The organism is Streptomyces sp. NPDC029159, assembly GCF_055564055.1.
Genome location: NZ_JBVHWT010000003.1, coordinates 179,949 through 200,030 on the forward strand (window position 1 = coordinate 179,949; position 20,082 = coordinate 200,030).

Consider the following 20,082-nt stretch of genomic DNA (forward strand, 5'->3'; position numbering starts at 1 on the left):
ACCCTTGTGACGTAAGGGAATCAGGCTTCTCCGGTCACCCGTGGTGGAGCAACACGCGGGAGTGCGCCGGGGGTTGACGGGCGTGCCCCGATGGAGGGAAGTGCCGGACTACTGCCCGGTGGTGATCCGTACGGCCGCCGCGCCGGAACCGCCCGCGTCCGAGGCGTGCCGCCAGCCCGCCGCGGCGTCGGACGCCTGCCACTTCCGTCCGGCGTAGGAGACCTGTTCGACGCCCAGCTCGGCGGAGTGGGCCACCGACCAGAGCGCCACCTGCCAGCCGCGGCGCGCCCCGCCGTCCCCGGAGCGCGCCACCGGCACCGTCACCGTCCGCCCGCGCGCACCCTTCGCGTCCCCGGCGCCCTTGGCGTCCGTACCGGGCAGCACCCCGGCGCCGAACTCCCGCACCAGCCGCTCCCGCACCCCCGTGGCGCCCTTGGCGTCCGCCGCCTGCGCGCCCGCGGCGCCCCCGGTGTCCGCGCCCTTCGCCGGGCGGGGCACCACGCACGACACGGCAGCACCCCGGCGCCCGGTCAACGCGTCCGCCAGCAGCGTCGCGTCCGCCTCGTGCTTCGCGTACGCCAGCGGATAGCCGCTGCGCTGCACCCGCTGCGCCGACTCGGTCAGCGGCAGCCGCTCGTAGTGGGGCACCTCCACCAGGTGCGCGTAGAACTCCCCGGCGGCGTAGACCGGATCCATGATCTGCCGGGAGGTGCCCCAGTCCTGCGAGGGGCGCTGCTGGAAGAGGCCGAGGGAGTCCTTGTCGCCGTGGTCGAGGTTGCGCAGCCCGGACTCCTGCATCGCCGTCGCCAGCGCGATCGCCACCGCCCGCGGCGGCAGCCCCCGCGCGGACGCCACCGCCGAGATCGTCGCCGCGTTCGCCGCCCGCTCCGGGGTCAGCTCCAACGCCGTCCCACCGTCCGCCGCCACCACCGTGCACCGCGGCTCCCCGGGCCCGGCACCCAGCTGCTGCACCGCGAGATACGCCCCCGCACCCAGCAACGCGGCCACGGCGACGGCGGTACGCCACGGACGCCGCCGATGGGCAGGATGGGAGGTTTGCACGGGCCCACGGTAATGGAGGCCCGGCCGATAGGGTTGACGATATGGACCGCTCCACAGACCACCCCGCCCTCGACCTCTCGCTCGACGCCGCGGAGCTGACCGCGCGGCTCGTCGACTTCCCGTCCGAGAGCGGCAACGAGAAGGACCTCGCCGACGCCGTCGAGCAGGCCCTGCGCGCGCTGGACCACCTCACGGTCGACCGCTACGGCAACAACATCGTCGCCCGCACGCAGCTGGGCCGCGCCGAGCGGGTGGTGCTCGCCGGTCACCTCGACACCGTGCCGATCGCCGACAACGTCCCCTCCCGCCTCGACGACGAGGGCTACCTGTGGGGCTGCGGCTCCTGCGACATGAAGTCCGGTGTCGCCGTCCAGCTCCGGGTCGCCGCCACCGTCCCCGAGCCCAACCGCGACCTCACCTTCGTCTTCTACGACCAGGAAGAGGTCGCCGCCCACCTCAACGGCCTCGGCCACGTCGCCGACGCCCACCCGGACTGGCTCGCCGGCGACTTCGCCGTCCTGCTGGAGTCCTCCGACGGCGAGGTCGAGGGCGGCTGCCAGGGCACGCTCCGCGTCCTGCTGCGCACCACCGGTGAGCGCGCCCACTCCGCCCGCAGCTGGATGGGCGCCAACGCGATCCACGCCGCCGCCCCGATCCTGGGCAAGCTCGCCGCGTACCAGCCGCGCCGCGCCATGATCGACGGTCTGGAGTACCGCGAGGGCCTCAACGCCGTCCGGGTCGAGGGCGGCGTCGCCAACAACGTCATCCCGGACGCCTGCACCGTCACCGTGAACTTCCGCTACGCCCCGGACCGCACCCCCGAAGAGGCGCTGGCGCACGTCCGGGAGGTCTTCGCGGACTGCCCGGTGGACGAGTTCATCGTCGACGACCACTCCCCGGGCGCCCTGCCGGGCCTCTCCCACCCGGCGGCCAAGGCGTTCATGGACGCCGTCGGCGGCACCGCGCGCCCCAAGTTCGGCTGGACCGACGTCTCCCGCTTCAGCGCCCTCGGCGTCCCCGCGGTGAACTACGGCCCCGGCAACCCGCTGCTCGCCCACAAGCGCGACGAGCGCGTCCTCGCCGAGCGCATCGGCCACTGCGAGGAGCGGCTGCGCGCCTGGCTGACCAGCTGACGCGGCCCGGGCGGCGCCGGACCGGGCGGCACACCGGTCCGCGCCGCCCGCCGCGGGATCTACGCTGAAGCCGCAACGATCTGTCAGCGGAGGGAGCACGACATGGCCAGTCCCGAAGGAGCAGCGGCCCCCGAGGAGCAGCGGCTGGGTCCCGTACTGCGCCGTCACGACCAGGTGCAGCACAGCACCACGGACCAGCGGCTGCTGGACTCCGAGGGCTCCTCGGACTGGGTGCACACCGATCCGTGGCGGGTGATGCGCATCCAGGCGGAGTTCGTCGAGGGCTTCGGCGCACTCGCCGAACTCGGCCCCGCGGTCAGTGTCTTCGGCTCCGCGCGCACCTCCCGCGACTCCGCCGAGTACGCGACCGGCGTGAAGCTCGGCCGGGCGCTGGTGGAGGCCGGCTTCTCGGTGATCACCGGCGGCGGCCCCGGCGCCATGGAGGCGGCCAACCGCGGCGCCCGCGAGGCCGGCGGCACCTCCGTGGGCCTCGGCATCGAGCTCCCCTTCGAGCAGGGCATGAACGAATATGTGAACCTCGGGGTCGATTTCCGGTACTTCTTCGTCCGGAAGACCTGCTTTGTGAAGTACGCCCGCGGCTTCGTCGTCCTGCCCGGCGGGCTCGGCACCCTGGACGAGCTGTTCGAGGCGCTCACCCTCGTCCAGACCCGGAAGGTCACCCGCTTCCCGATCGTCCTCTTCGGCACCGCCTACTGGAGCGGACTGGTCGACTGGGTGCGCGAGACGCTGATCGCCGAGGGCAAGGCGTCCCCGCGCGACCTGGAGCTGTTCCACCTCAGCGACGACGTGGAGGAAGCGGTCGCGCTGGTGACGAAGGAAGTCGGACCGGGCGTGCGGTGACGCCGCCCGCGGGGCCGCCGGGGTGCGGCCCCGCCCGGGCCGGTCAGGCCAGCCCGCGCCGGGCGACCGCCGGTGCCCGGTGCCCGGCGATGGAGGCGACCATCTCCAGCACCTGCCGGGTCTCGGCGACCTCGTGGACGCGGTAGACCTGCGCCCCCAGCCAGGCGGAGACGGCGGTGGTCGCGAGGGTGCCGAGGACGCGCTCCTTGACCGGCCGGTCGAGGGTCTCGCCGACGAAGTCCTTGTTGGAGAGTGAGACCAGTACTGGCCACCCTGTCTCCGTCATCTCGCCCAGCCGCCGGGTCGCCTCCAGGCTGTGCCGGGTGTTCTTCCCGAAGTCGTGCCCCGGGTCGATCATGATCCCGTCGCGCCGGACACCCAGCTCCACGGCGCGCTCCGCCAGGCCCAGCGTGACGCGCAGGATGTCGGCCATCACGTCGTCGTACGCGACCCGGTGCGGACGGGTGCGCGGTTCGGCGCCCCCGGCGTGGGTGCAGACCAGGCCCGCGCCGTACCGGGCGGCGACCTCCGCGAGCTTCGGATCGACCCCGCCCCAGGCGTCGTTGAGGACATCGGCACCGGCCTCGCAGACCGCCTCGCCGACGTCATGCCGCCAGGTGTCGACGCTGATGATCACGTCCGGGTGGCGTCGCCGCACCTCCGCGACGAAGCCGACGGTGCGCCGCGCCTCCTCCTCGGCGGTGACCTCCTCGCCGGGACCGGCCTTGACGCCGCCGATGTCGATGATCGCGGCGCCCTCGGCGACGGCCTGCTCGACCCGGGTGAGCGCCGCCTCGTCCTGGAACGTCGCCCCCTGGTCGTAGAAGGAGTCCGGGGTCCGGTTCACGATCGCCATGATCACCGGCTCGTGCGCGTCGAACTCGCGATTCCCCAGCCGCAGCATTCTCACTCCTTCTCGGTGGTCCGGCAGCGACCTTACGTCCTCGCCGCGACGGGCAGCGGCGCCACGGTGCCCGGCCCCTCCGGCGCCGCCGCCGGCAAGGACGGTGACTGTCACCCCCGCATGGCACGATCGGGGCAGGTGCATCTTCCGGGGAGTTGGTCGTGTTCTGGTTTCTGCTGATCGCCATGGTCGTGGTGGTCGCCGTGGTCACTCTTGTCGTCGTCGGCGGCGAGCGCGGCGGGCTGCGCGACGCCGAGCCGGAGCAGCTGTACGACCCGCTGCCCCAGGAACGCCCGCTGACCCGCGCCGACATCGACGCCGTACGCTTCGCGGTCACCGCCCGCGGCTACCGCATGAACGACGTCGACGACGCCCTCGACCGCATCGGCGCCGAACTCGCCGAGCGGGACGCCCGGATCGCCGAACTGGAGGCCGCACTGGCCGGCTTCCACGCCGCCTCCATGGGCGCGCCGGGCCTGATCCGGGGCGACGAGGGGCCCACGGACGAGGCGCCCGCCGAGGACCGGGACTCCGGCCAGGCGGAGGAGGCCGACGGAAGCGGTCGGCCGGTGCGGGCGCCGGAGCAGCCGCGGCCGGACGGCGAGGAGCCGGGTGCGCGCGGTGGCGCCACCGCGGCGCCGGAGTCGGAGGGCCGGTCATGACGGGTGTGGTGAGCGCCCCGGACGGCGTCCCGCGCTGCCCCTGGGGCATGGAGTCCGAGAAGATGGCCGATTACCGGGCGTACCACGACACCGAGTGGGGCCGCCCGGTCCACGGTGACGACGCGCTCTTCGAGCGGATGTGCCTGGAGGCGTTCCAGTCCGGGCTCTCCTGGATCACGATCCTCCGCCGCCGCGAGGCGTTCCGCGCCGCCTTCGCCGGATTCCGGATCGCCGAGGTCGCCCGCTTCACCGACGCCGACGCCGAGCGGCTCCTCGCCGACCCCGGCATCATCCGCAATCGCGCCAAGATCGCCGCGACCCTCGGCAACGCCCGCCTCGCCGCCGAGCTGGCCCCCGGCGAGCTGGACGACCTGATCTGGTCGTATGCGCCCGAGCGGGCCGGGCGGGCGGCGCCGCGCACCGTCGCCGACATCCTGCCGGTCACCCCGGAGTCCACGGCGCTCGCCAAGGACCTCAAGAAGCGCGGCTTCCGCTTCGTCGGCCCGACCACCGCCTACGCGCTGATGCAGGCGTGCGGCCTGGTCAACGACCACCTCGCCGACTGCCACGCCCGGGAGGCGACGGAGCGGGCGGCGGCCACGGGCTGAGCCCCGGGGCCGCCCCGCCCGCCGCCCGGGACGGGCCGGGCGGCGCGCCCGGGTCAGCGCCCGAGGTAGACCGGCTTCTCCTTCTTCACGAACGCCTCGACGGCGATGTGGTGGTCCTCGGAGGCACCGGCCCGCGCCTGGAGCTCCTCCTCCTTGGCGAGCGCCTCGGCCAGCGTGTGCCCGGCGCCGAAGGCCAGCGACTCCTTGAGCGCGGCGTAGGCGAGGGTCGGCCCGGCGGCGAGCTTGCGGGCGACGGCCGCCGCCCGGTCGGCCAGCTCCGCGGCGGGCACCACCTCGCTCGCGATGCCCAGCGCGTACGCCTGCTGCGCATCGATGCTGCGCGGGAAGAGCAGCAGGTCGGCGGCGCGCCCGGGGCCGACGACGCGCGGCAGCGTCCAGGACACCCCGGAGTCGGCGGTGAGCGCGACCCCGGCGAAGGAGGTGTTGAAGGACGCCGAGTCGGCGACGATGCGGTGGTCGGCGGCGAGGGCGAAGCCGAAGCCCGCGCCCGCCGCGACGCCGTTGACGCCCGCCACCACCGGCTTCGGCATCCCGGCGATCGCGGTGACGATGGGGTTGTAGTGCTCCCGCACGGTGCTCATGGTGGCGCCGTCGCCGCTCTCCCGGTCCGCGGCGAGCAGCCCGATGTGCTCCTTGAGGTCCTGGCCGACGCAGAACGCGCGGCCGGTGGCGGTCAGCAGGACGGCGCGGACGGCGGGATCGGCCGCCGCGTCCCGCAGCCGGTCCCGGAGCGCCACCTTCGCGTCGATGTTCAGGGCATTCATCGCGTCGGGCCGGTTGAGGGTGATCGTGGCGAGTCCGTCGGTGACGTCGTAGAGCACGCTGTCGGCCATGAGTTAAGGGTCCCTCCGTCGCGGGTGGCGCCGCCCTTCGGGGGCGGTCAGCGCTCAGGATGCCGGAGATCATCGGCCCCCGGCATGTGACGTACGTCAAAGAATGGGGGCTACCCGAGGTGCGCAGGGTGGCGCAGTATCGCAGGCCACTCACCGAATTGCGGCGGTTTGGGGGAGCGCGTTGCCGAAGGGAAGCTGTCCGATGTTGGTCATCGGGTCGTTCGATGCGGGATAATGGCCTGGAAGCAATGTGTTCGATGCCGGTGACGCGTGCCGAGATGCGGCCGTCGGCGGTCGGCTGAGGATGAGCTGGTTTCAGGAAGGGGAACGAGCATGGCGGCCATGAAGCCGCGGACGGGTGACGGCCCGCTCGAGGTGACCAAGGAGGGGCGGGGCATCGTCATGCGCGTTCCGCTCGAAGGCGGCGGGCGACTCGTCGTCGAGCTGACACCCGACGAAGCAAAGGCCCTGGGTGAGGCCCTGGAGAAGGTCACCGTCTGAGAGGGCGGCCCGAACTGCTGCGGTTCCCCGGGGCGCTGACCCCTGGTACCCCCAGCCGATGATCAAGGCCCCGGCGGGCGCGCCTCGTGCGCTCCCCGCCGGGGCCTTTCGTCGTACGGGGGCGGCCGGCCGATCGTACGGGCGGCGGGGCGTGGATCAGCGGTGACGGTGCGCCCCGGGGCGGGCGCGGGCGGTCGGGCGGCCCGGTGCAAGGGCGGGTCAGCCGCGTTTGACCGCGCACAGCAGACCGTCGCCGACCGGCAGCAGCGACGGGACGAGCGCGGAGCTGTCCCGGACGGCGCGCAGCAGTTCGCGCAGGCGCAGCACCTCGTCGGGCTGCTCGCCGGAGTCGACGGTGCGGCCGTCGGCGAAGACACCCGCGAAGCAGACCAGCCCGCCCGGGCGCAGCAGCCGCAGCGCCTCCGCGAGATAGTCGGTGCACTCCGCCAGATCGCCGTCGCAGAACACCAGGTCGTAGCCGCCGTCGGCGAGGCGCGGCAGCACGTCCAGCGCCCGGCCCGGGATGAACCGCGCGCGGTTCCCGGCGAAGCCCGCCTCGCGGAACGCCTGCTTGGCGAAGGTCTGCCGCTGCGGTTCGAGATCGACGGTGGTGAGCACGCCGTCCGGCCGCATGCCGTGCAGGAGGTAGATGCCCGACACGCCCGTGCCGGTGCCGATCTCGGCGATGGCCTTGGCGCCGGCGGTGGCGGCGAGCATTCGCAGGGCGGCTCCGGTGGCGGTCGACACCGTGGGGATTCCGGCGTCGCGGGCGCAGGTACGGGACCAGCGCAGGGCGATGTCGGTGGCGTCGTCGATGGTCCCGGCGCCGTACGCCTCGGCGAATGCCAGGCCCGTCTGCCGGTTGCCGGTAATGGCCCTCTCCTGTCCCCGTAGTTGACGCAACGGTGACTGTATCCGCTGCGTGCGGGAACCCGCAGATGGGACCGGGCGTTAACGGGGGACAGGGGGGATGCGCGGGTGAAGACCGACGGAGACGCGGAGCGCACACAGAAGCAGGACCAAATGCAGGTCAAAACTGCTTATCCGGAGCTAACGGGCGAGGTGGATATGGTAGGGGCTCTACTGGACACCACCAGAGCCACCAGGGGAGGTGCGGCTGCGACGGGTGACCGCCGAGGGCGCAGACGCCTACGACGGCCGTTCGCCGAGCCGAAATCCGTGACCGACACCGCTGACCGTCTCCGCACCCACCACTCCGCTCCTACCGCGACCTTCGCCTCAGACGCGGATGCGCAGGCGTGGACTCCCCCCAGCTGGGAGGAGATCGTCAGCACCCACAGCGCCCGGGTCTACCGCCTCGCCTACCGCCTCACCGGCAATCAGCACGACGCCGAGGACCTGACCCAGGAAGTCTTCGTCCGGGTCTTCCGTTCGCTCTCGACGTACACGCCGGGCACGTTCGAGGGCTGGCTGCACCGGATCACCACCAACCTCTTCCTGGACATGGTCCGCCGCCGCCAGCGCATCCGCTTCGACGCGCTGGGCGACGACGCCGCCGAGCGGCTGCCCAGCCGCGAGCCGTCGCCGCAGCAGCACTTCAACGACACCCACTTCGACGCCGACGTACAGCACGCGCTGGACACCCTGGCGCCGGAGTTCCGCGCCGCCGTCGTCCTGTGTGACATCGAGGGCCTGTCGTACGAGGAGATCGCCGCGACGCTCGGCGTGAAGCTCGGCACGGTCCGCAGCCGGATCCACCGCGGCCGCTCGCATCTGCGCAAGGCGCTCAAGCACCGCTCCCCGCAGGTGCGGGCCGAGGAGCGCGAGCAGCGGGCGCTGGCCGCGGTGTCCACCGGGGAGGTCGGAATCGCGTGAGCCCCACTGGCGGTGCTTCCCCCGCCGAGCAGCATCTCGGTGACCGCCTCGCAGCCCTGGTCGACGGCGAGTTGGGACATGACGCGCGGGAGCGGGTGCTCGCGCACCTGGCGACCTGCGGACGGTGCAAGGCGGAGGCCGACGCCCAGCGTCGGCTCAAGAGCGTCTTCGCGCAGACCGCGCCACCCGGCCCCTCGGAGGGGCTGTTGGCGCGGTTGCAGGGGCTGCCCGGAGGAGATCCGGACGGCCCCGGCGGCGGCCTGGGCGCCTTCGGACGCGCCGAGTTCGACGTGGACGGCGGCGGCTTCGGCTACCAGCCCTCCTCCGGCGCGCACCCGGGCGAGCTCCGCGCGCCCCGGCAGCGGGGCTTCCGTATCCATGAGAGCGAGCGGGAGCGCCCGGCGGCGCCGCGCCGCCGGTTCGCGTTCGCCGCGGCCGGAGCCGTCTCGCTGGCCGCCCTCGCGCTGGGCGGCACCCTCCCGTTGGAGGCCGCGATCGACCCGCCGAGCCGTCAGGACGGCACCGGCACCTCCGTCGTCCCGCTCAGCGCCACCCCGGTCGCCGGCAGCAACCCGCTCCGCGACGCCGGACTGCTGACCTCCGGCGGCGTAGCCGGTCCGGTCGCCTCCGTGACGCCCGGGCCCACCGGCCTGTACGGCCCCGCCGCCCCGCCGCCCTCGCCCCCGGTACGGATACCGTCCGGCGGCCGGTTCGGTCCGCTGATAGCCCCGCCCGATCAGGACGGCGCCGGGCAGCCGACCCCGCCGACCGCCGGCACCGCCCGCGCCCCGGGCCTGTACACCCCCGTCGCCGGGGAGCTCCGCCCGCTGGTCGGCTCCGCGGTGCCTCCCACCCCCGCTCTCCACCCGCCTGCCGCTGCTCCGCGCTGACCGCCGCCTGCGCTCTGTCACCGGGAACTGGTTGAATCGCTGCGGGGCGGTGCGTGTGCTCGACACACGCACGGTCCACGAGGTGGCGGTGGCCCGCGGGTGTGCGGGCGAATGGTGGGGAGAGCATGGACGACGGTACGGACACCGGGCCGAAGCTGAAGTGGTGGAGCCGGCCGGGGCGCACCCCCGACCCGCAGCCCCACCCCGGACCGGGTCCCCAGCCGGTGACCGCCGAGGGCGGCGCCGTGCCCCCGCCGGTCCCCGCCGCCGCGGGCGCACCGCCGGAGGCGGGTACGGGCCCGCAGCCGGGCGTTCCGGCTGCCGCCGGTCCGCAGCCCGGCGTCCCGGCTTCCGCCGGTCCGCAGCCGGGCGTTCCGGCTGCCGCCGGTCCGCAGCCCGGCGTCCCGGCTTCCGCCGGTCCGCAGCCGGGCGTCGCGAACGGGGCTCGGCCCGGGGCTCCGGCTGCCGCCGGTCCGCAGCCGCTGCCGGTCGGTGAGGTGGGCTCGCAGCCGGTCGCCTCCGGTGCGGGGGGCTCGCAGTCCGGTGCCGCGGCCGGAGCCCAACCCGGTGCTTCGGCCCCGGGCGGTCCGCAACCCGCGATGGTGCCGTCCGAGCCGCAGCCCGCGGGCGCGGCTGCCGCGGGTCCGCAGCCGGTCACCCCCGCGGTGCCGCAGCCTGCTGGTCCGGCCTCCGCGGGGGCGCAGCCCGAGGCGCCTGCTTCTCCCAGTCCGCAGCCCGAGGTACCTGCTTCCGCTGGCCCGCAGCCCGCGGCGCCTGCTTCTGGTCCGCAGCCCGAGGCACCTGCTTCCGCCGGTCCGCAGCCCGAGGCTTCCGCTTCCGCCGGTCCGCAGCCCGCGGGTGTGGCTCCCGCCGGTCCGCAGCCGGTCGTCCCGTCCAGAGCTCAGCCGGTGTCCGACGACGAGTGGCCCCCGCCGGAGCCGCTGGCGGCCACGCGTGCGTCGGTGACGACACCTGCCGTTGGGGCTCCTGCGGCGGAAGCTCCCGCACCCATGGCAGCGGCAGCCCCCGCAGTGGCCGATGCCGCCGCGCCGCTCCCGGCCGCAGCCCCCGTGGCGACGGCCCCGGCCGAGGCGGCGCCGGCCGAGGCGTCCGCCGAGCCCGCGACGCTTCAGCTCACCAAGGGCGCGGCCGAGGCGGCGCCCGCGCCGGTGGCCGGGGCGTCCGGCGTTCCCGAGGGGCCGCGTCATCCCAAGGACCCCTACGGCACGCCGCCGTACGGCGACCCCGGGCCGTGGGCGCCCGCGCCGCCGGTGCAGCGGCCGGTGACCACCCCGGCGCACGGCACCCAGTTGCCGCCGCAGCCCGGTACGGCGCCCGCCTACGGCTCCGCCGCGCCGCCGCTGCCGCCGCAGGCCCCCTATGCCGACCAGCCGCTCCCCGCCGAGCGGCCGGTGGCCCCGCAGCCGTATCCGCAGGGCGGGAACGGTACAGACGGCGGCGGGTTCGTGCCGCGGCCCGGTGACGGCGGTCCGCGGTCCGCGGTGGCGCGTACCGCCGCGCTGCCGGTGGCGGATGCACCGCTGCCGCCCGAGCGGCCCGTTCCGCACCCCGACGGGTCCGGGGACCACGGCCGCCTCGTCCCGGCGCACCCGGGCGGCGCCTGGCAGCAGTACGACCCGTGGAGCCCGCCGGGGCAGCACGCTCCGGCCGTACAGCCGCCGGCCCGGCGCGCCCGGCGCGGTCCGCTCGTCATCGGTGCAGTGGTGTTGGCGCTGCTCGTCGGGGGTGTGGGCGGCGCCGTCGGCGTGTACGTCGAACGCCACGGCGGGCCCGGTGACATCATCCTGCCGCAGGCCGACGAGGCGCCCGCGCCCCGCGATCCGCACAGCGTCGCCGGGATCGCGCAGGCCGCGCTGCCCGGCGTCGTCACGCTCCATGTCCGGGGCAACGCCGAGCAGGGCACCGGTACCGGCTTCGTCCTCGACCGGCGGGGCCGCATCCTCACCAACAACCACGTCGTGGAGCCCGCCGGGGACGGCGGCGAGATCTCGGTGACGTTCAGCGGCGGGCAGACCGCCAAGGCACGCGTGGTGGGCCGGGACAGCGGCTACGACCTCGCCGTCGTCCAGGTCGACAACGTCTCCGGGCTGCACCCGCTCGCCCTCGGCAACTCCGACGCGGTCCGCGTCGGCGACCCGGTGGTGGCCATCGGCGCACCGTACGACCTGGCCAACACCGTCACCGCCGGGATCATCAGCGCCAAGCAGCGGCCCATCACGGCGGGCGGCGAGAAGGGCGACGGCAGCGATGTGTCCTACGTGGACGCGCTGCAGACGGACGCGCCGATCAACCCGGGCAACTCCGGCGGGCCGCTGGTCGACGGCGAGGGCCGGGTGATCGGGATCAACAGCGCCATCCGCGCGGCCGACGGCGCAAGCCCCGACGGCGCCACCCAGGGCGGCAGCATAGGGCTGGGCTTCGCCATACCGATCAACCAGGCCAAACGGGTCGCCGAGGAGCTGATCAACACCGGCCGGGCCACCCACCCGGTCATCGGCGTCACGCTGGAGATGGAGTACCCGGGCGACGGCGCGCGGGTCAGCGGCGTCTCCAAGGACGGCCGGAACCCGGTCACCCCGGGCGGCCCCGGCGCCAAGGCCGGGATCAAGGGCGGGGACGTCATCACCCGGCTGGACGGCGCCCCCGTCCACAGCGGCGACGAGCTGATCGTCAAGATCCGCAGCCACCGGCCGGGCGACGCGCTGACGCTGACCGTGCGCCGCGGCGGCAAGGACCGTACCGTCCACCTCACGCTCGGATCGTCGAGCACCGGCTGAGATTTGCACGGTGTTGGCGCGGGTGACTCCCGTGGGATGCGCGGGGCCAGGTACCGTGAGGGGTGGCCTGGCCCCGGGCCCATGAGCGGCTGCGGACAACCAAGGAGCTGAAGGTGTTCTTCGACATAGGACCCCTGGAGCTGGTGGCTCTCGTCATCCTCGGCGTGCTCATCTTCGGCCCGGACAAGCTCCCCAAGGTCATCCAGGACGTGATGGGCTTCATCCGCAAGGTCCGGGCGTTCTCGGACAGTGCCAAGGAGGACATCCGCAGCGAGCTGGGCCCGGAGTTCAAGGACTTCGAGTTCGACGACCTGCGCCCGAAGAACTTCGTCCGCAAGCACGTCCTGGAGAAGGACGAGTACGGACTGAAGGACCTCCAGGAGATCCGCGAGGGGTTCGACCTCAAGCAGGAGATGGCCGACGTCACCGACGCGGTCCGCAGCTACGACGACGCCTCCTCCGGCGGCGGGCGGCTGAACCTCTCCAAGGACGGCGGACCGGCGTCCGGCGGCCGTGTCGACCTCTCGAAGAAGCCCTCCGGCGGTCTGGCCCCGGGCGAGCGTCCGCCCTTCGACACCGACGCCACCTGAGCCCTCCTCCTCCGCCCGGTCGTGCGCACGCTCGCCCACCGGGCGGATGTCGCATGCCGTGGGCACGCCCTTGCGCTCTGTCCCGCCCGGTCACTGGCTATGCTCCCGGTGTCCGGGGTGAGGACGCCTGAGGGGGGCGGGCCGCCCATGACACAGGGCAACGAGGAGGCTCCGCGCAGATGGAGACGGTGAGTCGGGCTACGGCCCAGTCGGATACGGCCGACGCGGGGCGGAAGGTCGACGGCTATCTGCTGGCGGCCTTCCCCTGGTACGGCCTCGATGAGGCGTTCACCGGGCCGCGCTGGCTGATGCGGGTCGGCGCCGCCGCCGACGGCACCGTCGAACACGGCGCGACCGGGCACGGCGAGGAGCCGACGATAAAGACCGAGACGCCCAAGGACGAACGGTTCACCGTCGTGGTGACGGTCGCCGGGCGCCCGGTGCGGCGCAGCGGCGACGGCACCGGCGTGCTGGACGCCACCTCCGTCTCGACCGCCGCCTGGCTGGCCGGCTCCGGGCTGCTCGCCCACACCTGGCCGACGACGATGGACCGTGCGCTGCGCCAGGACTGGCTGGACCAGCAGACCGCGCTCGCCTGGGAGCTGGCGGACGACCTCGACGGCGAGGGCTGGAGCGAACTGCTGCTGCCGGTCGACGGCGAGCCGACCCCGTTCCGCTACCGCGAGTCCGCGTACGGCTGGGTGCTGGCCGGGTCGGCGGGCGGCGGGGACGGGGTGCACCTCGGCGCGTACGGCCGGGGGATGAGCGCGTACGGCCTCGGCTTCGGGGTGATCGAGGACCTCGCCGCGTACGAGGGCTGAGCACAGCTGCGCCGAGGGGCGGACCGGAGGTTTCCGGTCCGCCCCTCGGCGGTGCGGCGGGCGGCCCGCCGCGGGTCAGAACTTGTTGCGCGGGGTGATCCCCAGCGACATGCCCTGGAGGCCGCGCTGCCGGCCGCCGAGCTTGCCGGCGATGGCGCGGATCGCGGCGCCCGCGGGGGAGTCGGGGTCGCTCAGCACCACCGGCTTGCCCTCGTCGCCGCCCTCGCGCAGCCGGACGTCGATCGGGATGGAGCCGAGCACCGGCACCTGCGCGCCGGTCGTCTTCGTCAGGCCCTCGGCGACCCGCTCGCCGCCGCCGGTGCCGAAGACGTCGACCATCTCGTCGCAGTGCGGGCAGGGCAGCCCGGACATGTTCTCGACCACGCCGACGATCTTCTGGTGGGTCTGCACCGCGATCGACCCGGCCCGCTCGGCGACCTCGGCCGCCGCCTGCTGGGGCGTGGTGACGACCAGGATCTCGGCGTTGGGGACGAGCTGCGCCACGGAGATGGCGATGTCGCCGGTGCCGGGCGGCAGGTCGAGGAGGAGGACGTCGAGGTCGCCCCAGTAGACGTCGGCGAGGAACTGCTGGAGGGCGCGGTGCAGCATCGGGCCGCGCCAGACGACCGGGGCGTTGCCGGGCGTGAACATGCCGATCGAGATGACCTTCACGCCGTGCGCCGACGGCGGCATGATCATGTTCTCGACCTGGGTGGGACGGCCGTCGGCGCCCAGCATCCGCGGGACGGAGTGGCCGTAGATGTCGGCGTCCACGACACCGACCTTCAGGCCGTCCGCCGCCATCGCCGCGGCGAGGTTGACCGTCACCGACGACTTGCCGACGCCGCCCTTGCCGGAGGCGACCGCGTAGACGCGGGTCAGCGAACCGGGCTTGGCGAACGGCACCTCGCGCTCGGCGGTGGTGCCGCGCAGCGCCGCCGCCAGCTCCTTGCGCTGCTCGTCGCTCATCACGTCCAGCTCGACGCTGACGCCGGTGACGCCGTCGACGCGGGCGACCGCTTCGCGGACGTTGGAGGTGATCGTCTCGCGCATCGGGCAGCCGGAGACGGTGAGGTAGACGACGACCGCCACCGCACCGTCCGCCGCGATGTCCACCGATTTGACCATCCCCAATTCGGTGATCGGGCGGTGGATCTCGGGGTCGTTCACCGTCGCGAGCGCGTCGCGGATCGCGTCCTCGCTCGGTGCGGCGCCTGGGGGCGTGTCGGTAGCCATGCCCCGATATTACGGCGGGGTAGGCCGGTGGCGGAAAGCCCGTTCAGCGGTCGCGTTCGTCACGCTCCGCGCCGTCCGGCCGCTGCATCTCCAGCTCCCTGATCAGCTCCGCCAGCTCGGAGCGGATCCAGTCGCGGGTGGCGACCTCGCCCAGGCCGAGCCGGAGCGCCGCGATCTCCCGCGTCAGGTACTCGGTGTCGGCGATCGACCGCTCGTTGCGCCCGCGGTCCTGCTCGTGGGTGACGCGGTCGCGGTCGTCCTGACGGTTCTGCGCCAGCAGGATCAGCGGCGCCGCGTAGGACGCCTGGAGGGAGAGCGCCAGGGTCAGGAAGATGAAGGGGTACTGGTCGAAGCGGAGCGGGACCGGCACGGTGACGTTCCAGGTGATCCACAGAATGATGATCACCGTCATCCAGACGATGAACCGGCCGGTCCCCAGGAAGCGGGCGATCTTCTCCGACAGCCGCCCGAACGCGTCCGGGTCGTACTCCGGGAACAGCGTGCGCCTCGGCACCCGCGGCTGGTCGAGGCGGACCCGCGGCCGCTCGTTCGCCCCGCGCCGCAGCGCCGACGAACCGTTCGCCCGCGCCCGGACGCCGTCCCGCTCCTCAGGCCCCACCGTCCACCTCCCGCGCCCATCCGCCGTCCGCGGGCGGCTCCGGCTCCTCGCCGTGCAGCTCCGTCTCCCGCCAGTCGTCCGGCAGCAGATGGTCGAGCACGTCGTCGACGGTGACGGCGCCCAGCAGCGCGCCGCCCTCGTCGACGACCGGCGCGGAGACGAGGTTGTACGTCGCCAGATGGCGGGTCACCTCGGGCAGCGTGGCGTCCGGCGGCAGCGGCGGCAGATCGGTGTCGGCGATCGAGCTGACCAGCGTGAACGGCGGATCGCGCAGCAGCCGCTGGAAGTGCACCACACCGAGGAACTTGCCCGTCGGCGTCTCGTCGGGCGGCCGGCAGACGTAGATCTGGGCGGCGAGCGCGGGGGAGAGGTCAGGGTCGCGCACCCGGGCCAGCGCATAGGCGACCGTCGCGTCCGGCCGCAGCACGATCGGCTCCGTCGTCATCAGACCGCCCGCGGTGCGCTCCTCGTACGCCATCAGACGCCGCACGTCCGCGGCGTCCTCCGGGCGCATCAGCGTCAGCAGCCGCTCCTTCTCCTCCTCGGGGAGTTCGGAGAGGAGGTCGGCGGCGTCGTCCGGGTCCATCGCCTCCAGGACGACGGCCCGGCGCTGCACCTTCAGCTTGCCCAGGATCTCGATCTGGTCGTCCTCGGGCAGCTCCTCCAGGACGTCCGCGAGCCGGTCGTCGTCGAGGGCGGCGGCGACCTCCGCGCGGCGCTTGGGCGACAGATGGTGCAGCACCCCGGCGAGGTCGGCGGGGCGCAGCTGCTCGAAGGTGGCCAGCAGATTCTCCGCGCCCTGCCCGTGCTCCTCCAGCGAGAAGCCGGTCACCGCCGACCACTCGACGGTCAGCGCCTCACCCTTACGGCGTAGCGCACCGCCTTTGCCGCGGCGGACGAAGACCTTGTCGATCTCCCAGTCGCGGCGGGCCGGGAGCTGGATGATGCCGATGTCGAGGACGGTGACCTCCTCGCCGGTCTCCACCAGCCGCACCCGGCGGTCGAGGAGCTCGCCGAGGACCAGCGTCTCGGAGGCACGCTGCTCGAAGCGGCGCATGTTGATCACGCCGGTGATGACGACCTGACCGGACTCCACGCCCGTCACCCGGGTCATCGGCAGGAAGACGCGGCGCCGCTGGGCGACCTCGACGACCAGCCCCAGCAGCCGGGGCGGGCGGCCCTCACGGCTGCCGCTGCCCTTCGTCCGCAACATCGCGACCAGATCGCGGACGCGTCCGACCTGGTCACCGTTGGGGTCGAAGACGGCGACGCCGGACAGGTGCGAGACGAAGACCCGCGGAGTCACCACCGCCATGCGGCGCGCCTCCTTTCCTCCGGCCGGTCGGATGGGGGACGGGAGCAGGGACATCGGACATGGGCACGACGGATTATCTGCACAAAGGCGTCAATCCGGGTTCAGGCTAACGCGCCCGGCTCGTCCGCGCCCCGGAGAACGGCCCGTACGGCGACGGACCGCGGGGCGCCGAAGTGCCCCCGCACGACCGGTACGCTGCCGTACTGCTGTCGAGGTCACCCCTAAGGGCTGTCCCGTAATCCCTGGCGGGCGCGTGACGACCGAGAAGACACCCCCTAGCAGGAGGCAAGCCGACGTGAGTGCAACCCCCTCGGGACCGGGCCCCCGCACCGTGGCCGTCCGTCGCATCGGGCGGACGGCGCTCCTGGGTGCGGTGGGCGCGGGGCTGGCCCTGGCGCTGACCGGCTGCGCCGAGGATCCGGACGCCGGGACGAACGGTGTGGGCAAGCTGCCCGCCGAGAAGATCGAGGCGAAGGCGCGGGCGGCGGCGCAGAGCGCCGGGACGGTCCGCCTCTCCGGCAGCTTCGTCAGCCAGGGCGCCACCTACAAGCTGGACATGCACCTCACCGGCGCCGGCGCCAAGGGCCAACTCACCACCCGCAAGTCGACGTTCGCGCTGCTGCGGGTCGGTGACGCGCTCTATCTCAAGGCGGACGCCGCGTTCTGGGCCGGGGAGAAGGCGGGCGGCGGCAAGAACGACGCCTCGGCGGCGGACAAGCTCGGCGGCAAGTACGTCAAGGTGCCCGCCGCCGACCCCGTCTACAAGCGCTTCAGCGGCTTCACCGACAAGGACACCCTGCTGGCGAGCCTGCTCGCACTGCGCGGCACGCTCGCCACCGGCGACCACGCCACCGTCGGCGGGGTGAAGACCATCCGCGTCGCGGGCGGCGCGGGCTCCGGCGGCACCCTCGACGTCTCCCTGGAGGGCACGCCCTACCCGCTGCGCCTGGAGCGCGGCGGTGACGCGGGCACGGTCCGCTTCGACGACTGGGACAAGGGCGTCTCCCTCAAGCCGCCGTCCCAGGACCAGATCGTCGACTACGGCAAGCAGGTCTCGACGGCGTCGGAGGGCTGAGCGGCACGGGCGCGGCCGTCGGTAAGGGGCGGGGCGCCGCCTTCCGCCCTCAGCCCTTACGGCCCCGGCGCAGCAGCTTCGGCAGCGCCGCCGGGACCGGCCGGCGGGTGATCGCGGGGGAGGGCAGCGGCGGGACGGCGTGCGACTCGTCCGGCATCGCGCCGGGGCGCTGCTCGGCGCCGCCGACCGGCTCCAGCCGCAGCACCCGGCACTCGGCCGCCCAGCGCTCCGGGATCGACTCGGCGTCCGGCGCGTTGAGCCGCTTGCCCTTCAGCTCGTCGACCGCGGTGCGCCACGCCTCGCCGCCCGGCACGGTCTCCACCACCCGCGCCTGCCACGCCACGAGACGGCCGCCCTTGTCCTTGCTGCGGACGGTGACCGTCGCGGTGGCGCCGTCGGTCAGCCCCAGATCCGCCAGCGGCTGCTCGCCCGCGCCGTCCCCGACCAGGCACGCCGCGCCGTCCACCCACAGATGCCACAGCGCCCGGGACGGGCCGGTGGCCCCCCGCACCCAGATCAGCCCGGACTTCTTGGTGGCCTCTTCGATGAGCGCGCGGTCCTGGAGCGCCTGCGACGGGGTCGATGTCATGTCCGTCAGCCTAATGTGCCTGCTTGTCTCGGGCCCGGCCGCGTCGTCAGAGCCAGCCGTTGCGCTTGAAGCCGCGGTGGATGCCGAAGCAGAGCGCGACGGTCGCCACCAGCACCGCCGGGTAGCCGTACTTCCAGTGCAGCTCCGGCATGTTGTTGAAGTTCATGCCGTAGATCCCGGCGATCATCGTGGGGACGGCGAAGATCGCGGCCCACGAGGTGATCTTGCGCATGTCCTCGTTCTGCGCGACGGCCGCCTGCGCGAGGTTGGCCTGGAGGATGGAGTTGAGCAGGTCGTCGAAGGAGAGCACCTGCTCGTTGACGCGTGCCAGGTGGTCGGCGACGTCACGGAAGTACTTCTGGATGTCGGAGTCGACCGGCCGCATCGGCCGCTCGCTCAGCAGCTGCAGCGGCCGCAGCAGCGGCGACACCGCCCGCTTGAACTCCAGCACCTCCCGCTTGAGCTGGTAGATCCGCCCGGCGTCACCGCCCCGGGTCGCCCCCCGGCCGGCGCCCGAGCTGAAGACGTCGATCTCCACCTCGTCGATGTCGTCCTGCACGGCACCGGCGACCGCGATGTACCCGTCGACGACCTGGTCGGCGATGGCGTGCAGCACCGCCGACGGGCCCTTGGCCAGCAGCTCCGGGTCCTCCTGGAGGCGGTGGCGCAGCGCCCGCAGCGAGCCCTGGCCGCCGTGCCGGACGGTGACGATGAAGTCCCGGCCGGTGAAGCACATCACCTCGCCGGTCTCCACGACTTCGCTGGTCGCGGTCAGCTCGGCGTGCTCGACGTAGTGGACGGTCTTGAAGACGGTGAAGAGGGTGTCGTCGTACCGCTCCAGCTTCGGCCGCTGGTGGGCGTGGACGGCGTCCTCGACGGCGAGCGGGTGCAGCCCGAACTCCGCGGCGATACCGGCGAATTCGGCCTCCGACGGCTCGTGCAGCCCGATCCAGGCGAAACCGCCCTCGGTGCGGACGGCCGCCATCGCCTCGGCGGGGGTGCATGCCTCCTGCACCCGGCGGCCCTCGCGGTAGACGGCGCAGTCGACGATGGCGCTGTTCACGCAGGACGGGGCGGACTTCTCGTAGCCGAAGGGGGCGGCGCCGTCACGGCGGCGGGAGGGACGGACGGCGGCGCGCAGGTCACGGATCATCGACATGGCAAGCTCCTTCACGGGCCGGCCGTCAGCGGCGTGCGCGGGGCGTAACGCAACCCGGAACGTGGACGTACGAGGCGACATCGGCCGTACGTCCGCAAAGCGGGCAGCGTTCCGTGCCGGAGCACTGACGGCGCGCGGAGAATTCGAGGAATTCGCTGAGAGATACGGAACAGAGGGGCGAAGGCGCTCTTCCGTCATCTCCGTCCGACGCGAAGGAACTTCACAGGTTTTCCCGCTGGGCTGCGGGGTACGGAAGCCTTCGGCGATCAGAAGATTCGCTGCGCGAGAGGGATGACAGGAGAACTATCGGTACTGCACGGTCGACTCGGATCCACCGCAGCCCCACCTCCTCCGGCCGGTCCCCGCTGGGGGACGACGTCATTCCCTGACCAGATGGCAGGCTATCAGCCGCCCGTGGTGCCGCCGCGCCGCTTTGCCTGTTCGATACGAAGCCGATCCACGCTGTTTTCCGGCGTGCCCGCGTCCGGGCCGACCGCCGGGCCCGGGGCCGTACCGCAGCGCTGCCGGACGGCCCCTCCGGATGCCGCGCGGGGCCGCTCTATGCTCGC

20 protein-coding genes are annotated in these 20,082 nt (G+C 73.7%); 11 read left to right on the top strand and 9 right to left on the bottom strand.

The window, feature by feature from the left end; all coding sequences use genetic code 11:
* Positions 1–108: 108 nt before the first annotated feature.
* A complete protein-coding gene (locus ACZ4U4_RS07815) occupies positions 109–1,062 on the bottom strand; it encodes a VldE C-terminal domain-containing protein (protein ID WP_467870116.1) in 954 nt (317 codons plus the stop codon).
* 41 nt (positions 1,063–1,103) lie between these two features.
* On the opposite strand from ACZ4U4_RS07815, the gene dapE reads away from it, so the two are divergent.
* Both dapE and ACZ4U4_RS07825 read left to right on the top strand, forming a co-directional pair.
* Complete coding sequence (gene dapE, locus ACZ4U4_RS07820) at positions 1,104–2,195, top strand: succinyl-diaminopimelate desuccinylase (RefSeq protein ID WP_467870118.1); 1,092 nt, start codon at positions 1,104–1,106, stop codon at positions 2,193–2,195.
* Positions 2,196–2,297: 102 nt separating this feature from the next.
* A complete protein-coding gene (locus ACZ4U4_RS07825) occupies positions 2,298–3,056 on the top strand; it encodes an LOG family protein (protein WP_467870120.1) in 759 nt (252 codons plus the stop codon).
* Between the two features lie 43 nt (positions 3,057–3,099).
* Here ACZ4U4_RS07825 and folP read toward each other — a convergent pair whose 3' ends face one another.
* Positions 3,100–3,960 (bottom strand): dihydropteroate synthase, encoded by an 861-nt coding sequence (gene folP, locus ACZ4U4_RS07830; protein ID WP_467870123.1) that lies wholly within the window; start codon positions 3,958–3,960, stop codon positions 3,100–3,102.
* A 161-nt stretch (positions 3,961–4,121) separates the two neighbouring features.
* Between folP and ACZ4U4_RS07835 the strand changes: the two genes are divergently transcribed.
* Positions 4,122–4,622, top strand: coding sequence for a DivIVA domain-containing protein (locus ACZ4U4_RS07835; protein ID WP_467870125.1), 501 nt, complete (start codon positions 4,122–4,124; stop codon positions 4,620–4,622).
* Entirely contained in the window at positions 4,619–5,230 is a 612-nt protein-coding gene (locus tag ACZ4U4_RS07840) for a DNA-3-methyladenine glycosylase I (protein ID WP_467870128.1), read from the top strand. Before ACZ4U4_RS07835 ends, ACZ4U4_RS07840 begins: the two co-directional genes overlap by 4 nt.
* 53 nt (positions 5,231–5,283) lie before the next feature.
* Here the strand turns inward: ACZ4U4_RS07840 and chcB are convergent, their stop codons facing one another.
* Positions 5,284–6,084, bottom strand: coding sequence for a 2-cyclohexenylcarbonyl CoA isomerase (gene chcB / locus ACZ4U4_RS07845; protein ID WP_467870131.1), 801 nt, complete (start codon positions 6,082–6,084; stop codon positions 5,284–5,286).
* A gap of 333 nt (positions 6,085–6,417) precedes the next feature.
* On the opposite strand from chcB, the gene ACZ4U4_RS07850 reads away from it, so the two are divergent.
* A complete protein-coding gene (locus ACZ4U4_RS07850) occupies positions 6,418–6,585 on the top strand; it encodes a DUF3117 domain-containing protein (RefSeq protein ID WP_003985072.1) in 168 nt (55 codons plus the stop codon).
* Positions 6,586–6,804: 219 nt separating this feature from the next.
* Here ACZ4U4_RS07850 and ACZ4U4_RS07855 read toward each other — a convergent pair whose 3' ends face one another.
* Positions 6,805–7,488 carry an O-methyltransferase gene (locus ACZ4U4_RS07855; RefSeq protein WP_467870133.1) on the bottom strand — a complete coding sequence of 228 codons (684 nt, stop codon included), beginning with the start codon at positions 7,486–7,488 and terminating at the stop codon, positions 6,805–6,807.
* A 165-nt stretch (positions 7,489–7,653) separates the two neighbouring features.
* Between ACZ4U4_RS07855 and sigE the strand changes: the two genes are divergently transcribed.
* The 5 genes from sigE (at position 7,654) to ACZ4U4_RS07880 (ending at position 13,520) form a co-directional block, all read left to right on the top strand.
* Complete coding sequence (sigE, locus tag ACZ4U4_RS07860) at positions 7,654–8,421, top strand: RNA polymerase sigma factor SigE (RefSeq protein ID WP_467870136.1); 768 nt, start codon at positions 7,654–7,656, stop codon at positions 8,419–8,421.
* A complete protein-coding gene (locus ACZ4U4_RS07865) occupies positions 8,418–9,311 on the top strand; it encodes a zf-HC2 domain-containing protein (RefSeq protein ID WP_467870139.1) in 894 nt (297 codons plus the stop codon). The genes sigE and ACZ4U4_RS07865 overlap by 4 nt, the downstream gene beginning before the upstream one ends.
* 1,010 nt (positions 9,312–10,321) lie before the next feature.
* The gene (locus ACZ4U4_RS07870) at positions 10,322–12,109 is read left to right on the top strand and encodes a S1C family serine protease (protein ID WP_467870142.1); all 1,788 of its coding nucleotides are present in this window, start codon (positions 10,322–10,324) and stop codon (positions 12,107–12,109) included.
* A gap of 113 nt (positions 12,110–12,222) precedes the next feature.
* On the top strand, positions 12,223–12,699 hold the full coding sequence (locus tag ACZ4U4_RS07875; RefSeq protein ID WP_467870913.1) for a sec-independent translocase: 477 nt from the start codon (positions 12,223–12,225) through the stop codon (positions 12,697–12,699).
* 179 nt (positions 12,700–12,878) lie between these two features.
* A complete protein-coding gene (locus tag ACZ4U4_RS07880) occupies positions 12,879–13,520 on the top strand; it encodes a hypothetical protein (protein ID WP_467870144.1) in 642 nt (213 codons plus the stop codon).
* A gap of 75 nt (positions 13,521–13,595) precedes the next feature.
* Here the strand turns inward: ACZ4U4_RS07880 and ACZ4U4_RS07885 are convergent, their stop codons facing one another.
* Genes ACZ4U4_RS07885 through ACZ4U4_RS07895 form a run of 3 tightly spaced genes read right to left on the bottom strand, consistent with a single transcriptional unit; the run spans position 13,596 to position 16,690 of the window.
* Entirely contained in the window at positions 13,596–14,756 is a 1,161-nt protein-coding gene (locus ACZ4U4_RS07885) for an Mrp/NBP35 family ATP-binding protein (RefSeq protein WP_467870147.1), read from the bottom strand.
* 43 nt (positions 14,757–14,799) lie between these two features.
* Positions 14,800–15,375: a DUF1003 domain-containing protein gene (locus ACZ4U4_RS07890; RefSeq protein ID WP_467870149.1), complete on the bottom strand. Its 576-nt coding sequence runs from the start codon at positions 15,373–15,375 to the stop codon at positions 14,800–14,802.
* Positions 15,365–16,690, bottom strand: a complete 1,326-nt coding sequence (locus tag ACZ4U4_RS07895; protein WP_467870151.1) for a magnesium transporter MgtE N-terminal domain-containing protein — start codon at positions 16,688–16,690, stop codon at positions 15,365–15,367. Before ACZ4U4_RS07895 ends, ACZ4U4_RS07890 begins: the two co-directional genes overlap by 11 nt.
* Positions 16,691–16,985: 295 nt before the next feature.
* Between ACZ4U4_RS07895 and ACZ4U4_RS07900 the strand changes: the two genes are divergently transcribed.
* Entirely contained in the window at positions 16,986–17,765 is a 780-nt protein-coding gene (locus tag ACZ4U4_RS07900; RefSeq protein WP_467870153.1) for a hypothetical protein, read from the top strand.
* Positions 17,766–17,814: 49 nt separating this feature from the next.
* Here the strand turns inward: ACZ4U4_RS07900 and ACZ4U4_RS07905 are convergent, their stop codons facing one another.
* Together ACZ4U4_RS07905 and ACZ4U4_RS07910 are read right to left on the bottom strand one after the other, a co-directional pair.
* Entirely contained in the window at positions 17,815–18,354 is a 540-nt protein-coding gene (locus tag ACZ4U4_RS07905) for a hypothetical protein (RefSeq protein ID WP_467870156.1), read from the bottom strand.
* A gap of 46 nt (positions 18,355–18,400) precedes the next feature.
* Positions 18,401–19,513 carry a magnesium and cobalt transport protein CorA gene (locus ACZ4U4_RS07910; RefSeq protein ID WP_467870158.1) on the bottom strand — a complete coding sequence of 371 codons (1,113 nt, stop codon included), beginning with the start codon at positions 19,511–19,513 and terminating at the stop codon, positions 18,401–18,403.
* Between the last annotated feature and the right edge of the window lie 569 nt (positions 19,514–20,082).

Excerpts from the sequence above, each read along its gene's own strand:
- dapE (WP_467870118.1), top strand. The coding sequence starts at position 1,104 with ATGGACCGCTCCACAGACCACCCCGCCCTCGACCTCTCGCTCGACGCC.
- ACZ4U4_RS07825 (WP_467870120.1), top strand. The coding sequence starts at position 2,298 with ATGGCCAGTCCCGAAGGAGCAGCGGCCCCCGAGGAGCAGCGGCTGGGT.
- folP (WP_467870123.1), bottom strand. The coding sequence starts at position 3,960 with ATGCTGCGGCTGGGGAATCGCGAGTTCGACGCGCACGAGCCGGTGATC.
- ACZ4U4_RS07840 (WP_467870128.1), top strand. The coding sequence starts at position 4,619 with ATGACGGGTGTGGTGAGCGCCCCGGACGGCGTCCCGCGCTGCCCCTGG.
- chcB (WP_467870131.1), bottom strand. The coding sequence starts at position 6,084 with ATGGCCGACAGCGTGCTCTACGACGTCACCGACGGACTCGCCACGATC.
- ACZ4U4_RS07850 (WP_003985072.1), top strand. The coding sequence starts at position 6,418 with ATGGCGGCCATGAAGCCGCGGACGGGTGACGGCCCGCTCGAGGTGACC.
- sigE (WP_467870136.1), top strand. The coding sequence starts at position 7,654 with ATGGTAGGGGCTCTACTGGACACCACCAGAGCCACCAGGGGAGGTGCG.
- ACZ4U4_RS07870 (WP_467870142.1), top strand. The coding sequence starts at position 10,322 with ATGGCAGCGGCAGCCCCCGCAGTGGCCGATGCCGCCGCGCCGCTCCCG.
- ACZ4U4_RS07880 (WP_467870144.1), top strand. The coding sequence starts at position 12,879 with ATGGAGACGGTGAGTCGGGCTACGGCCCAGTCGGATACGGCCGACGCG.
- ACZ4U4_RS07885 (WP_467870147.1), bottom strand. The coding sequence starts at position 14,756 with ATGGCTACCGACACGCCCCCAGGCGCCGCACCGAGCGAGGACGCGATC.
- ACZ4U4_RS07895 (WP_467870151.1), bottom strand. The coding sequence starts at position 16,690 with ATGGCGGTGGTGACTCCGCGGGTCTTCGTCTCGCACCTGTCCGGCGTC.
- ACZ4U4_RS07905 (WP_467870156.1), bottom strand. The coding sequence starts at position 18,354 with ATGACATCGACCCCGTCGCAGGCGCTCCAGGACCGCGCGCTCATCGAA.
- ACZ4U4_RS07910 (WP_467870158.1), bottom strand. The coding sequence starts at position 19,513 with ATGTCGATGATCCGTGACCTGCGCGCCGCCGTCCGTCCCTCCCGCCGC.